At 61.7% G+C, this 13062-nt stretch carries 14 protein-coding genes; 7 read left to right on the plus strand and 7 right to left on the minus strand.

Annotation, left to right across the window (positions count from 1 at the left end; genetic code table 11):
- Positions 1 to 448: hypothetical protein (locus tag DYL61_RS26435; RefSeq protein WP_193559461.1), on the plus strand; the 448-nt coding region annotated here is incomplete at its 5' end.
- Here DYL61_RS26435 and DYL61_RS26440 read toward each other — a convergent pair.
- Positions 445 to 909: a TIGR02444 family protein gene (locus DYL61_RS26440; RefSeq protein ID WP_135310782.1), complete on the minus strand. Its 465-nt coding sequence runs from the start codon at positions 907 to 909 to the stop codon at positions 445 to 447. The genes DYL61_RS26435 and DYL61_RS26440 overlap by 4 nt on opposite strands.
- Before the next feature lie 50 nt (positions 910 to 959).
- On the opposite strand from DYL61_RS26440, the gene DYL61_RS26445 reads away from it, so the two are divergent.
- From DYL61_RS26445 to DYL61_RS26455, 3 genes are all read left to right on the plus strand, one after another.
- Entirely contained in the window at positions 960 to 2870 is a 1911-nt protein-coding gene (locus DYL61_RS26445) for an ATP-binding cassette domain-containing protein (protein WP_135310783.1), read from the plus strand.
- Positions 2870 to 3424: a mechanosensitive ion channel family protein gene (locus DYL61_RS26450; protein WP_105697268.1), complete on the plus strand. Its 555-nt coding sequence runs from the start codon at positions 2870 to 2872 to the stop codon at positions 3422 to 3424. Before DYL61_RS26445 ends, DYL61_RS26450 begins: the two co-directional genes overlap by 1 nt.
- A gap of 71 nt (positions 3425 to 3495) precedes the next feature.
- Positions 3496 to 4128, plus strand: a complete 633-nt coding sequence (locus tag DYL61_RS26455) for a LysE family transporter (RefSeq protein ID WP_135310784.1) — start codon at positions 3496 to 3498, stop codon at positions 4126 to 4128.
- A 134-nt stretch (positions 4129 to 4262) separates the two neighbouring features.
- On the opposite strand, the gene DYL61_RS26460 is transcribed toward DYL61_RS26455, so the two are convergent.
- Genes DYL61_RS26460 through DYL61_RS26475 form a run of 4 tightly spaced genes read right to left on the minus strand, consistent with a single transcriptional unit; the run spans position 4263 to position 7406 of the window.
- Complete coding sequence (locus DYL61_RS26460) at positions 4263 to 5003, minus strand: penicillin-binding protein activator LpoB (RefSeq protein WP_135310785.1); 741 nt, start codon at positions 5001 to 5003, stop codon at positions 4263 to 4265.
- 3 nt (positions 5004 to 5006) lie between these two features.
- Entirely contained in the window at positions 5007 to 5594 is a 588-nt protein-coding gene (gene lpoB, locus DYL61_RS26465) for a penicillin-binding protein activator LpoB (protein ID WP_135310786.1), read from the minus strand.
- Positions 5595 to 5629: 35 nt separating this feature from the next.
- Positions 5630 to 6001: a YcfL family putative periplasmic lipoprotein gene (locus DYL61_RS26470; RefSeq protein WP_017530843.1), complete on the minus strand. Its 372-nt coding sequence runs from the start codon at positions 5999 to 6001 to the stop codon at positions 5630 to 5632.
- A 10-nt stretch (positions 6002 to 6011) separates the two neighbouring features.
- Positions 6012 to 7406, minus strand: a complete 1395-nt coding sequence (locus tag DYL61_RS26475; protein WP_135310787.1) for a COG3014 family protein — start codon at positions 7404 to 7406, stop codon at positions 6012 to 6014.
- Positions 7407 to 7674: 268 nt separating this feature from the next.
- Between DYL61_RS26475 and DYL61_RS26480 the strand changes: the two genes are divergently transcribed.
- Positions 7675 to 9570: a cytochrome c/FTR1 family iron permease gene (locus DYL61_RS26480; RefSeq protein WP_135310788.1), complete on the plus strand. Its 1896-nt coding sequence runs from the start codon at positions 7675 to 7677 to the stop codon at positions 9568 to 9570.
- Between the two features lie 124 nt (positions 9571 to 9694).
- Positions 9695 to 10150, plus strand: coding sequence for a YaiI/YqxD family protein (locus tag DYL61_RS26485; protein WP_135310789.1), 456 nt, complete (start codon positions 9695 to 9697; stop codon positions 10148 to 10150).
- Between the two features lie 142 nt (positions 10151 to 10292).
- Here the strand turns inward: DYL61_RS26485 and elbB are convergent, their stop codons facing one another.
- The gene (gene elbB / locus DYL61_RS26490; protein ID WP_135310790.1) at positions 10293 to 10958 is read right to left on the minus strand and encodes an isoprenoid biosynthesis glyoxalase ElbB; all 666 of its coding nucleotides are present in this window, start codon (positions 10956 to 10958) and stop codon (positions 10293 to 10295) included.
- A gap of 116 nt (positions 10959 to 11074) precedes the next feature.
- Between elbB and DYL61_RS26495 the strand changes: the two genes are divergently transcribed.
- Positions 11075 to 12310 carry a sterol desaturase family protein gene (locus DYL61_RS26495; protein WP_135310791.1) on the plus strand — a complete coding sequence of 412 codons (1236 nt, stop codon included), beginning with the start codon at positions 11075 to 11077 and terminating at the stop codon, positions 12308 to 12310.
- Here DYL61_RS26495 and DYL61_RS26500 read toward each other — a convergent pair.
- The gene (locus DYL61_RS26500; RefSeq protein WP_135310792.1) at positions 12291 to 12926 is read right to left on the minus strand and encodes a DedA family protein; all 636 of its coding nucleotides are present in this window, start codon (positions 12924 to 12926) and stop codon (positions 12291 to 12293) included. The two genes, DYL61_RS26495 and DYL61_RS26500, sit on opposite strands and share 20 nt — an antisense overlap.
- Positions 12927 to 13062: the final 136 nt, after the last annotated feature.

The raw sequence follows: 13062 nt of genomic DNA on the forward strand, positions 1-13062 counted from the left end.
AGCCGCTAAGCCAGCTGCTAGAACCGCTGCTGCAAAACCAGCCGCTAAGCCAGCTGCTAAAACTGCTGCTGCAAAACCAGCCGCTAAGCCAGCGGCTAAAACCGCTGCTGCAAAACCAGCGGCCAAGCCAGCTGCCAAACCTGCTGCTGCGAAACCAGCGGCCAAGCCAGCTGTTAAAACCGCTGCTGCAAAACCAGCGGCCAAGCCAGCTGCTAGAACCGCTGCTGCAAAACCAGCGGCCAAGCCAGCGGCTAAACCTGCTGCTGCGAAACCAGCGGCCAAGCCAGCTGCCAAACCTGCTGTTGCAAAGCCCGCCGCTGCGAAACCAGCGCCCGCCAAGCCAGCTGCGCCTGCTGCTGCCCCGGCTGCGTCCACCGCTCCAACCGCACCGGCCAGCAGCACGCCTGCACCGGTAGCGCCAAGCACCACTCCAACCAGCGCTTCCTAAGTGCCGGTGACCACGACGCGCAGCTGCTGCAGCGCGTCGTGGTCAAGGTTGGCGGCATCCTCAGTCGCCAGTCCTTCCAACCACGGCGAGTGACACGAAGCATCCGTCGGCCATGTCTGCGCCAACGCTTCCAGACGCATCAGCAACTGCCGCTCGGCATCCAGCTCCAGGGTTTTGACCCGCTCTCGTAACGCAGCCAACGGCTCATCCTGCTGCGCCATGGTGCGCCATTGCACACGTACGCGCCGCAGCGGCTCGATCACGTGTGCCTGCCACGGCCGGGCAAGCTGTTGCAATGCCTGCACGCGCTGCGGTTCCAGCGCAACACCGCGCTGCTCCAGCCACGCGCCACACAGCAACAGGCACACATCCGCGCCTTGCTCCTGCAAGCGCAGGCAAGCGGCTTCGACACCCGGGCGGGCGTAAGTCGAGAGGGCAAAGCTCCACAGGTCAGCGCACATATTCACACCCAAGCCAGCGGCCAACGAAGCTGGTAGACTCCGCCGCCATTATGATCCGACTTCAAAGCCTAACATTACAGCGTGGCCCGCAACGTCTTCTCGAAGACGCCGAGCTGACCCTGCACGCCGGTCACAAAGCCGGCCTGATCGGTGCCAACGGCGCCGGCAAATCCACGTTGTTTGCCCTGTTGCTGGGTGAGCTGACCCCGGATTCCGGGGACTGCCTGCTGCCGGCCGACTGGCGCATCGCCCATATGCGCCAGGAGATCGACACCCTGGACCGCATCGCGATCGACTACGTGCTCGATGGCGACTTGCGCCTGCGCCAGGTGCAGCATGACCTCGCCGAGGCCGAGAAAGCCCAGGACGGCGCGGCCCAAGCGCGCCTGCACGCGGAACTGGACAGTGCCGACGGCTACACCGCCGACGCCCGCGCCCGCAAGATGCTCGCCGGTTTGGGCTTTACCAACGAACAGATGGATCGCCCGGTCGCGGACTTTTCCGGCGGCTGGCGCATGCGCCTGAACCTGGCCCAGGCGCTGATGTGCCCCTCGGACCTGTTGCTGCTCGACGAACCGACCAACCACTTGGACCTCGATGCGATCCTGTGGCTGGAAGATTTCCTCAAGAGCTACCAGGGCACCTTGCTGCTGATTTCCCACGACCGGGATTTCCTCGACGCCGTGGTCGACAACATCGCCCACGTCGAACAGAAGAAAATCACCCTCTACCGTGGTGGCTACACCGCGTTCGAGCGCGCCCGCGCCGAGCGCCTGGCCCAGCAGCAACAGGCCTACGAGAAGCAACAGGCGCAACGTGCGCACATGGAAAGCTACATTGCCCGGTTCAAGGCCCAGGCCACCAAGGCCCGCCAGGCCCAGAGCCGGATCAAGGCCCTGGAACGCATGGAAGAACTGTCGGCGGCCCACGTTGATTCGCCATTCGATTTTGTGTTCCGCGAATCGGTGAAAATCTCCAGCCCGCTGTTGGACCTCTCGGACGCGCGCCTGGGTTATGGCGACAAAACCATCCTGGAGAAGGTCAAGTTGCAACTCACGCCGGGCGCACGCATTGGTTTGCTCGGCCCCAACGGCGCGGGCAAGTCGACGCTGATCAAGAACCTGTCGGGCGAGCTTTCGCCGCTGGCCGGTCGCTTGACCCGTGGCGAGAACACGGTGGTGGGCTACTTCGCCCAGCACCAGTTGGACTCGCTGGACTCGAAGGCCAGCCCGTTGCTGCATCTGCAACGCCTGGCGCCGACCGAGCGCGAGCAGACCCTGCGCGACTTTCTTGGTGGTTTCGACTTCCGTGGCGCGCGCATCGATGAGCCGGTGCTGAACTTCTCCGGCGGCGAAAAAGCCCGCCTGGCCCTGGCGTTGATCGCCTGGGACCGCCCGAACCTGTTGCTGCTCGACGAGCCCACCAACCACCTGGACCTGGAAATGCGCCTGGCGCTGACCATGGCGTTGCAGGAGTTCAGCGGTGCGGTATTGGTGGTGTCTCACGATCGCCACTTGCTCAAGAGCACCACTGACAACTTCCTGCTGGTGGCCGACGGCAAGGTCGAAGAGTTCGATGGCGACCTCGACGACTACGCGCGCTGGCTGACGGATTACCGCCTGCGCAACGCGCCGGTCAGCAACACCCCGGTCAACCCGGACAAGACCGACAAGAAAGCCCAGCGCCAGGCCGCCGCTGCGTTGCGCCAACAGTTGGCCCCGCACAAGCGTGAAGCCGACAAGCTCGAAGCCGAGCTGGGCAAGGTGCATGAGCGCCTGGCCAAGATCGAAGCCAGCTTGGGTGACAGCGCCGTGTACGAAGCCGCCCGCAAGGACGAATTGCGTGACCTGCTGGCGGAACAGGCCAAGCTCAAGGTGCGCGAAGGACAGTTGGAGGAAACCTGGATGGAAGCTCTCGAACTGCTGGAATCGCTGCAAGCGGAGCTGGAGGCGCTGTCCTGATGGAAGCGCTGCAACTGCCTCTGCCGGCGCAATGGATCGAGCCCGTGTGGATCGGCGTGCAGATCCTGCTGATCCTGCTGGCCGGCTACCTGGCCCAGCGTTTTGTCGCCAAAGGCCTTACGCGCCTGGGCGAGCGCTACCCGTTCCCGCCGCAATTGCTGATGCCACTGCGCGGTGGTTTGCGTTGGTTGATCATGGGCAGCGCGCTGATCTTCGTGCTGGGCCGCCTGGGTGTGTCGGCCACGGTGTTGTGGACCGCGCTGTCGGGGTTTGTCGCGGTTGCGGCCGTCGCGTTCTTCGCCATGTGGTCGGTGCTGTCCAACCTGCTGTGTGCAATCCTGATTTTCACCGTCGGCCCGTTTCGTCTCGGGGATATTGTCGAGTTGGTGGATACCGTCGACAAACCAGGCGTAAAAGGCCGCGTCGTGGCGATCAACCTGCTGTACACCACGCTGATCGAAGTCGCCGAAGCGGGTACCGACAGCGCGATGGTGCAGGTGCCCAACAGCCTGTTCTTCCAACGTTCGGTGCGCCGCTGGATCTCTCCCGCGTAAAAATTCTATAGCCAGGCCTCGGTGCTCGGAGTTAGCTTACCGCTTACGACGAATTTGCTACGAGGTGTGTAATGGCACTCGATACATGGCTGGCCTTTTTCCTGGCCAGTTGGATCATCTCCCTTTCCCCTGGCGCGGGCGCTATCGCCTCGATGTCCAGCGGCCTGCAATACGGTTTTGTGCGCGGTTACTGGAATGCCATTGGCTTGCAAATTGGCCTGGCGATGCAAATTGCCGTGGTCGCCGGCGGCCTGGGTGCCATTTTGGCGGCGTCGTCCACTGCGTTCTATGCGATCAAGTGGTTCGGCGTGGCGTACCTGGTGTATCTGGCCATCAAGCAATGGCGCGCCTTGCCGATGGACATGACCGATGAAGCGGCCGTGCGCCCGATCGGCAAGCCGATGGCGATGATGTTCCGAGGCTTTTTGGTTAACGCCAGCAACCCCAAGGCGTTGGTGTTCATGCTGGCCGTGCTGCCGCAGTTCGTGAATCCGCAGGCGCCGTTGCTGATTCAGTATGTGATCCTGGGCGCGACGATGATCTGCGTGGATATGATCGTGATGGCGGGGTATACGGGGTTGGCGTCGAAGGTGTTGCGGTTGTTGCGCACGCCGAAGCAGCAGAAGCGGATGAATCGGACGTTTGCCGGGTTGTTCGTCGGGGCGGCGGGGTTCCTCGCCAGCCTGCATCGTGCGACGGCTTAACTGAAGAAACTGGGTTCAAATGTGGGAGGGGGCTTGCCCCCGATGACGGTCTGTCAGTCAGCTAATCTGTCGCTGACCCACCGCTATCGGGGGCAAGCCCCCTCCCACATTGGTTTTGTGGTGTTTGTGAAATTTCAGCGCAAGATCTTCGGCGCTTCATCCCTCGGCAGGTTATTGCGCAACGCCGGTTGGCCCGGCTCTTGATAGCCACCGCCCAACTGCTCCGCCAACTGCCGCGCCACATCCTCACCCAACGCTTTCGATACTTCCTTGACCACACGCGGCCGGTTCAGGCTCACGCGTACATCGCGGCTGTTCACCAGCTTGGTGTCCTGGCCTTCACCCATGGCAGTAAACGCCGAGGTGATCTCGTAGGTGCGGGTATTGATCAGGCTGAAGTCTGCCACCAACGTCAGGCCCAGCACCGCTGAGTAGCTGTTGGTGTGGTCCAGGGCGTTGATGTCCTGGGTGAAGTCGATGTCCGACAGGGTGCCGAACAGCACGTAGTCGGCACCTTTGAAGTTGCCGGCCTTGATGCGCTTGATCACGTCGTAGACGTCACCCTTGGCATCGGCGGTATAGGGCGTGCCCTGCACCAGTTGGAACTGCCGGGACTTGAGGATCTCGCCCTTGATATCGCCGCTGAACTTACGCAGCTCGGTCTGCTCGATGTAGCTGGTACGGCTTTCGTACTCGCTGTAGTTCGACGCGCCGCTGGCGTGGTAGGCACTGGCCTGGAAGTTGTTGCTGGCCGAAACCTGGTGAATGTATTCCTCGACCCGCGCCTCGTAGGCCAGGTCGGTCACCGCGATTTTCGGAGCGGCCGAGGCGCAAAAGGCGCACAGCAGGCCGATCATGCCGATCCATGCACGCATTGCTTAGCGCTCCGTGGTCTTGCGGATTTCTTTTTCGTCCATCCATTCAGCCAGGCCGCTCTCGACGTCGACCAGTTGCAGGCTGAATTTGTAGAACACGTCCTTGTAGTCCGCGCTGCGCTTGACGATGGAGCTGATGGAGCCTTCCAGGCGGTACTTGGCGGCGACCATGTTGCCGGTCTTGCTGACCGTGGACTTCTTGTACAGGCCGCTCTGGTTTTGCAGCTTGAGTTGGTCGACCTGGCTCTGCATGTCGGTGTTGTCGCTGGCGAAGCGTGCGGTGCCGGTCTTCATCAACTGGGTCTTGATCGACGTGGTGATCTCGCGGGTATCGATGTACTCGCTGGTCTTGTTCTTCACGTCGTACACCTGCACCACCGGGCGGCCTTGCAGGATGCCGGACTGGGCGAGGGAGCGGGTCATGCTCTCGGCGATCATTTGCAGGTCGGTGGAACCGAACTCATTGGTTACCGTCTCCACGGCCTTGGTGTCGCCGTAGCTGATGTTCTTGCTGCCCAGAACCGGCGAAGTGTTGGCGCAACCGCTGGCCAGCACGGCCACCACGGCGAGGATCGAAAAGCGTGCAAACATGGGGAAATCTCTCTGGAACTGAATAGGGTTGGGCTTCAAGGTGTCTTCACTTCAAGGCGGAAGTCCGCAGCCTGAGGCAGATTGGCAATGGCCGGCAGGAAGGTCGCCTGATTGGCGTACAGGTTCAGCACTTTCCAGGTGTCTTCATCGCCCACCGGGAAGCCGTCGGCGCCGAGCCAGGCGAAGCGGTAATACATCGTCTGGTTGCTGCTGGTGATGTTGCTCAACTGCACCTTGGCGGTGAGAAAACCGTTCTCGCGCGCCACGCGGATGGCGCCGACGGCGATGCCCTTGAACTTGCCCATCACCACGATTTTGCTCGCAGCGCTGCCGGGTTCCGGTGGCGGCGGGGTGGCGCAACCGGCCAGCAGGACCAGCGCCAGGGCGCCGAGAATGAAATGACGCATAGCGTGCTCCTTAAGGTTGTTTGAGGGCGAGGGCCTGGGTGGCAGGGTTCGGCAGCACGTGGGCTGCCAGGCCCCCGGCGAACACCTGGTTGCCGACCACGCGCAAGGTGATCACCTGGTAGCGTTGATCGGCCTTGACCGTCACCAGCGTGCCGCCCAGGGCGCTGGGCAGGCTGACCTGATGCTCGCCGTGCTTGAGGCGCAGGCGGGTCACCTGAGTCATGTCCGGCAGGGTGCGCCAGGTACGCGTGTCTGCGCCTTCAGTGATCGCCGAAGCGATGCCCAGCACCAGGCCGGCCATGGGGTTGGTCTTGTTCAGGTTGTTTTGCGCGACACCTCGGGTGACCGCCCGCACGGTGGTGCGCAGGATGATTCCGGGCATGTCATCGCGCAAGGCGCGGCGGGACATGGCGGTGGTGCTGTTGAGGGCGGTGAGGTTCTGTTGCTGACCGTCGACGCCGATTTGGGCGAAGGTCGCCGTGGAGGTATCGGCCTTGATTACCGGGAATGACAGCGGCGTGATAACCAGGTTGCCATTGATCGGAATCGGCAGCGGCAGGCGAATCGAGTCGCGGGCCGGCGCCAGGCCGCTCTGGACCACGATCAGCACGTCGGTTTCATCGGCGCCGACCTTGGATTTGTCCAGGTCCAGGAGTGCCTGTTCCAGCAGCGGGGTGTTGGGGCGTAGTTCAGCGGCTTTGCGATAACCGGGCGCGGCCAGGTCTTTTTCACCCAGGGCTTCGTAGACAAACCCGGCCAGGTAATGGCTGAACGCACTCTGGTAGCTGTTTTTCAGGCCGACCACTTCTGGTGCGTCCAGGGCTTCCACCGGGTAACCACGCAGGTCTTTCATCTGGGTGGTCACACCTTCGCGCTGGGCCTCGTCTTCGCGCTTGAGGTATTCCTTGTCGCGCAGGTCGGCGATGACGGCTTCGCGTTCGTGGGTCTTCTTGATCTCGGTGCGGGCGCCGTCGAAGTCGTTCAGGGCCAGCAGGTTCAGGGCCATCTGGGTGGTCAGCATGACTTTTTCGTAGTCATAGCCTTCGTAGCGACGCACCTTGTCGTTGACCAGGAAGCTGCCGAACTGGGCGAGGTATTTTTCGCTGTCGAACTTGACCGATTCTTCCCACTTGTAGACTTGCAGGTCGGCGCTGCGCCACGCGGTCTGGCTGCCGGTCAGGTCGCCCTTGGCGCGCAGCAGCTCACCTTTTTCGAAGAAATAGAGCAGGTCCTTGTCTTCGCCGGTGTTGTTCTTCTCCAGCAAGGTCAAGGCGGCATCGACGTTGCCGGTGGCCAATTGCTGGTTGGTGGCTTGCAGCTCGGTATCGTAGCTGCGGAACATCGAACAGCCGGAGAGCAAGGTCACCGCCGCTAGCGCGAGCGGAGTTAAGGCGCGAACTGCCATGCAAACTTCTTCCCTGAGCGTATCAACCAATGTGGTAATTCCTCATAAAAACGAGGAACTCAATTCCCTTTCGCACTAACAGGGGGCGGCATTATAAGCGGCATTACTGGCAAAACAATGGCTTTTTGCCCTAGAGAAATCGCCAAAAATGCCACTACCCCGTTTCTAAAAATTCCCCGCCTTTTAAGCGCCAAATCACTTACGCCTTGAGTCAAACCCTTTAAGGCTCAACAATGTGTTACTTCGTATTTCCCCTTGAGATTCATTCATGACTGCCCCCTTCCGTTTTTTCGCCTGGCTGCTGTTGCCGGCGTTGATGTCGTGCAGCGTCAATCTGCTGGCCGCGACTGCCGAGGGCGCCTCACAAGCCCTGCATTTGCTGGACTACGTTGGTGCTGACTACCCTCCCACGGTGGAGGCGGGCAAGGTAATCGATGACGCCGAATACCGTGAACAGGTGGAGTTTCTCGGGGTGTTGCAAGGCCTGGTGGCACAACTGCCGGAACGTCCGGAGCGCGCGGGTTTGGTGAAGGGGGTCGATGAACTGTTAGCGGCTGTAACTGCCCATCAGGACGGTGCAGCCGTCGCTCGGCAAGCTCGTCAATTGGGGGCGCAACTGGCAGTGGCCTATGAAGTCAGCCAGGCGCCGGCGATCACACCCGACGCCACTCGCGGCGCACCGCTCTACGCCCAGCACTGCTCGGTGTGCCACGGCACTGCCGGTGCAGGCGACGGCCCGGCAGGCATGGGCATGACGCCGCCGCCGGCCAACCTGACGGATGCGGCACGCTTGGACCGCCTGAGCCTGTACGCGATCTACAACACCTTGGGCCTTGGCGTTGAAGGCACCGACATGCCGTCCTTTGCCGACCAGTTGGATGATCGTCAACGTTGGGACCTGGCCACGTATATCGCGGGTTTCACCGCTGACCCGGCCGCTGCGAAAAGCGAGCAACCCTTCAATCTCGCCGATCTGGCCCGCCAGACCCCCAATGAAGTCCTTGCCGCCAGCGGCCCAGCCGTCGCCGCGACCTTCCGCGCCCAGCGTGCGCAGCCGCCGCAGGTCAAGCGTGGCCCAGCGCAATTGCTCGACTACACCGCGACCACCTTGGACAAGAGCCTCGCCGCCTTCCGCAACGGAGACCACGAACAGGCCTATGACCTGTCGGTGGCCGCGTACCTGGAAGGCTTCGAGCTGGTGGAAAGCTCCCTGGATAACGTCGACGCCAACGTGCGCAAGGACACTGAGAAGGCGCTGATGGCCTATCGGCAATCCTTGCAGGACGGCTTGCCGGTCGAACAGGTGCAACAGCGCCTGGACGTGGCCAAGGCCAAGCTCACCGAATCCGCCGGCCTGCTGGGCAGCGATGGCTTGAGCTGGTCGCTGAGCTATATCTCTGGCTTGCTGATTTTGCTGCGCGAAGGCCTGGAAGCGATTCTGGTATTGGCGGCGATCCTGGCGTTCCTGCGTAATACCGGCCAGCAATCGGCGGTGCGCAGCGTCAATGTCGGCTGGGGCCTGGCGCTATTGGCCGGCCTGGCCACCTGGGCGTTGGCGGCGTATGTGATTGACGTCAGCGGTGCCCAGCGTGAGCTGCTTGAAGGCTGCACCGCGCTGTTCGCCAGTGTGATGGTGCTGTGGCTGGGCGTGTGGATGCACGACCGTCGCCACGCGGCGGCCTGGCAGGACTACATCAAGAGCAGTCTGGTGAGCGGCGGTGGACGCTTTGGTTTTGCGCTGCTGGCGTTCTTCTCGGTGTACCGCGAGTTGTTCGAGGTGATCCTGTTTTACGAAACCCTGTGGCTGCAAGCCGGCCCGGCCGGGCACAACGCGGTATTGGCCGGTGGCGCCACGGCGCTGGTGCTGCTGATGGGCCTGGCGTGGGTGATCCTGCGGGGTTCGGCGAAGTTGCCGTTGGCGCTGTTCTTCGGCATCAACGCGGCGCTGCTGTGCGCGTTGTCGGTGGTGTTCGCCGGGCATGGCGTGAAAGCGCTGCAAGAAGCCGGAATCTTCGGTACGCGGCCGGTGGCGTTCTTTGACTTTGACTGGCTGGGGATTCATGCCGATGCGTACTCGCTGAGTGCGCAAGCAGTGGCGATCCTGGCGATTGTGGTGCTGTATGGCCGCAGCCGCCTGGCCGAAAAACGCCGCGTTACTGCTTAACAGTGTGGGAGGGGGCTTGCCCCCGATGGCGATGTATCAGTCACCCGATGTATTGACTGACCCACTGCTATCGGGGGCAAGCCCCCTCCCACATTGGATTTGTATTATTGAGGATAGGTGCGTTATGCGCGTATGGATCGATGCCGACGCCTGCCCTCGGGCGGCCAAGGACCAGGTGGTCAAGTTCGCCCTCAAGCGCCAGTTCGAAGTGGTGCTGGTGGCGGGGCAAAGCCAGATCAAACCGAGCTTTTCCTGCGTGAAGCTGGTGGTGGTACCCAGCGGGCCTGACGCGGCGGATGACTATCTGGTGGAACACGCAGTGCCCGGTGAACTGGTGATTTGCAGCGACGTGCCCCTGGCCGATCGCCTGGTGAAAAAGGGCGTGACCGCGCTCGACCCACGGGGCAAGGAGTTCAGCCCGGCGAACATGAGTGAACGCCTGGCGGTGCGCAACCTGTTCACCGATCTGCGTGAACAGGGCCAGATGGGCGGCGGGCCACCGCCCCATGGGGAGAAGGACAAGCAGGCATTTGCCAATGCCCTGGACCGAATCCTCACTCGACTGATGCGCCAACCCTGATTGTAGTGAGCGGGCTTGTCCCGCGCTGGGGGGCGAAGCCGCCCTAAACCCAGTCACCTTGGTGTTTCAGTTAGACCCAGTTGTATGGATTTGGGGCGGCTTCGCCCCCCAGCGCGGGACAAGCCCGCTCACTACAAGGTGTTCAGTCGTTTTCGTGGGTGAGTTCCAGCACGCGGTCTACGAGCTTGTTGATCCCCGAAGCCACTTCACTGATGTTCTTGCCCACCATATAGGCCGGCGTGCTCACCAGCTTGCGCGCCCTGTCTTCGACGATATCTTCCACCGAGCACTCTTGGTGGGTGGCGCCCATCTTGTCCAAGGCTGCCGCCGTATCGGGACAGTTGCCGATGGTGCACGTCACGCCTGGACCATAGATCTTCGCCGCCAGCGCTGGCGAAATGCAGATCAACCCCACGGGTTTGCCGGCTTCGGCAAACGCCTCGGCCAATTCCAGTACCTGCGGATTGACGCTGCAACCCGCGCCTTCAACTGCAAAGTTGGACAGGTTCTTTGCCGCGCCAAACCCGCCCGGCACGATCAGCGCATCGAAGTCTTCCACATTGGCTTCGCGGATGTCCTTCACCTCACCTCGGGCGATGCGCGCCGACTCCACCAGCACGTTGCGTGACTCGGGCATCTCTTCGCCGGTCAGGTGGTTGATCACGTGCAGTTGGGCAATATCGGGGGCAAAGCATTGGACCTGAGCGCCGCGCTGGTCCAGGCGCAGCAAGGTGATCACGCTTTCATGGATCTCTGCACCGTCGTACACGCCGCAGCCGGAAAGGATCACTGCAATCTTTTTGCTCATGGGCATTTCTCCTGGGGTCATGGCGTTAAATGTCTACTAATTTGTCACCTGTTGCCAATGGGGTCTGGCGCCGCTACACCTACTCTAGATGTAACAAAAACAAACCGGACCAGACCATGGACTTCGTGCCTTATGCGGTACCGTTTTTCATCGCCTTGATCGTGGTGGAGCTGCTCGCCGACCGCTGGCGTGGCGAACGCAACTACCGCGTCGCAGATGCCATCAACAGCCTCAGTACCGGGGTGCTGTCCACCACTACGGGGCTGCTGACCAAAGGCGTGGGGATTTTGACCTACGCGTTCGCCCTCAAGCACCTGGCACTGTTTGAACTCTCGGCCCACAGCGTTTGGACCTGGGTGTTCGCCTTTGTGTTCTATGACTTCTGCTACTACTGGCTGCACCGCATGGGCCACGAGCGCAATATCCTCTGGGCCGCGCACTCGGTGCATCACCAGAGCGAGGACTACAACCTCAGCACGGCCCTGCGCCAGACCAGCACCGGCTTTCTGCTGAGCTGGATCTTCTACCTGCCGCTGGCCGTGGTCGGCGTGCCGCTGGTGGTGTTTATCAGCGTGGCGTCCCTTAACCTGCTGTATCAATTCTGGGTGCACACCCGTCATGTGCCGAAGCTCGGCTGGTACGAGTGGTTCTTTGTCACGCCGTCCAACCATCGGGCCCACCATGCACAGAACGCTCTCTACATGGATCGCAACTACGGCGGGGTGTTCATTATTTGGGACCGCCTGTTCGGTACGTACCAGGAAGAAGACGACAACGAGCCGGTAATTTTCGGCGTGACCACGCCGCTGGCCAGCTGGAATCCGCTATGGGCCAACTTGCAGTTTTATGCACAGCTGTGGAGTGATGCGCGGCGCACCGAGCGTTGGTGGGACAAGCTGCGCATCTGGTTCATGCACACCGGCTGGCGCCCGGCGGACGTGAAGGCCAAGTACCCGCTGGCCAAGCACGACCTGAGTCAGTTCCGCAAATTCGAGGTGCCGCTGGATGTGCGCCAACAGGTGTACATCGCCCTGCAATTTGCGGCGTATGTGGGTTTTGGCAGTTATCTGATGAATTTCGGCGAAGGATTGCCCACGGCGGCGCTGATCCTGGGTTGGAGTGCGATGGCGCTGGGGTTGTTTACCTTGGGCGTGGCCTTGGAGAATCGCCCGTGGGCACTCAAGGCCGAACTGGCACGCCTGGCACTGAATGTACCGTTGGTATGGCTGGCGCCGCTGGTGGGACTGTGGCCAGCCAGCCACTTGGGCTGGCTGGGCCTGGTGAGTTACAGCCTGCTCAGCGTGATCGGCCTCTACTGTTGCAGAGACCGGCTTACTCGATTGGCGTCTTAGGCGTCTGCACCGGCGCCGGCTCGGCAGCGAGCCGGGCCTTGGCCTCGGCACAGGCCTCGCGAGCGATGCGCGCGTTCTTGAAACGGCGACGCAGCCACAGGCCGAAGCCCAGTACCAGCAGCGCGCCGAGTACCCACAGTTCGTACTTCTTGACGCTGCCCAGCATGCCTTCCAGCACCGCACCGAAGTGATACGCCGCAGCGCCCAGCGCCACCGCCCAGATTGCCGCGCCGATGCCGTTGAGGATCAGGTAGCGCAACGGTGGGTAGCCGGAAAGCCCAATGGCCACGGGCATGACGGTGCGCAACCCGTAGACGAAGCGGAAGCTCAGCACCCAGATATCCGGATGTTTGCGGATATGCTCCATGGCCTTATCCCCCATCAATTGCCAGCGCGGCTTGCGCGCCAGCAGCTTGCGACCGTGCTTGCGGCCCATGTAGTACCAAAGCTGGTCGCCGGCGTAGCTGCCGAAGAAGGCAACGACCACCACCAGGTTGATATCCATGTACCCACGGAATGCCAGGAAGCCTGCGAGAACCAGGATGGTCTCGCCTTCGAAAAAGGTGCCCAGGAAGAGCGCAAAGTAGCCGAAGTCATGCAGAAATTGTTGAAGCATGGTCTGGGGGTGCTGGCGAAATGAACGCGCAGCCTACGCCTTCGTGAACATTCATGAAAGTATCGAGATGTGTCATGAAGTGAACAATTCCTACATAAATGACGAATGCGGCTACAGGTCGCATCGGCAAGCACAA

Origin of the sequence: Pseudomonas nabeulensis (assembly GCF_004682045.1) — a bacterium.
Taxonomy (GTDB): domain Bacteria; phylum Pseudomonadota; class Gammaproteobacteria; order Pseudomonadales; family Pseudomonadaceae; genus Aquipseudomonas; species Aquipseudomonas nabeulensis.

Excerpts from the sequence above, each read along its gene's own strand:
- DYL61_RS26480 (WP_135310788.1), top strand. The coding sequence starts at position 7,675 with ATGACTGCCCCCTTCCGTTTTTTCGCCTGGCTGCTGTTGCCGGCGTTG.
- DYL61_RS26475 (WP_135310787.1), bottom strand. The coding sequence starts at position 7,406 with ATGGCAGTTCGCGCCTTAACTCCGCTCGCGCTAGCGGCGGTGACCTTG.
- DYL61_RS26500 (WP_135310792.1), bottom strand. The coding sequence starts at position 12,926 with ATGCTTCAACAATTTCTGCATGACTTCGGCTACTTTGCGCTCTTCCTG.
- DYL61_RS26440 (WP_135310782.1), bottom strand. The coding sequence starts at position 909 with ATGTGCGCTGACCTGTGGAGCTTTGCCCTCTCGACTTACGCCCGCCCG.
- DYL61_RS26460 (WP_135310785.1), bottom strand. The coding sequence starts at position 5,003 with ATGCGTGCATGGATCGGCATGATCGGCCTGCTGTGCGCCTTTTGCGCC.
- DYL61_RS26495 (WP_135310791.1), top strand. The coding sequence starts at position 11,075 with ATGGACTTCGTGCCTTATGCGGTACCGTTTTTCATCGCCTTGATCGTG.
- DYL61_RS26450 (WP_105697268.1), top strand. The coding sequence starts at position 2,870 with ATGGAAGCGCTGCAACTGCCTCTGCCGGCGCAATGGATCGAGCCCGTG.
- DYL61_RS26485 (WP_135310789.1), top strand. The coding sequence starts at position 9,695 with ATGCGCGTATGGATCGATGCCGACGCCTGCCCTCGGGCGGCCAAGGAC.
- DYL61_RS26445 (WP_135310783.1), top strand. The coding sequence starts at position 960 with ATGATCCGACTTCAAAGCCTAACATTACAGCGTGGCCCGCAACGTCTT.
- DYL61_RS26455 (WP_135310784.1), top strand. The coding sequence starts at position 3,496 with ATGGCACTCGATACATGGCTGGCCTTTTTCCTGGCCAGTTGGATCATC.
- elbB (WP_135310790.1), bottom strand. The coding sequence starts at position 10,958 with ATGAGCAAAAAGATTGCAGTGATCCTTTCCGGCTGCGGCGTGTACGAC.
- DYL61_RS26470 (WP_017530843.1), bottom strand. The coding sequence starts at position 6,001 with ATGCGTCATTTCATTCTCGGCGCCCTGGCGCTGGTCCTGCTGGCCGGT.
- lpoB (WP_135310786.1), bottom strand. The coding sequence starts at position 5,594 with ATGTTTGCACGCTTTTCGATCCTCGCCGTGGTGGCCGTGCTGGCCAGC.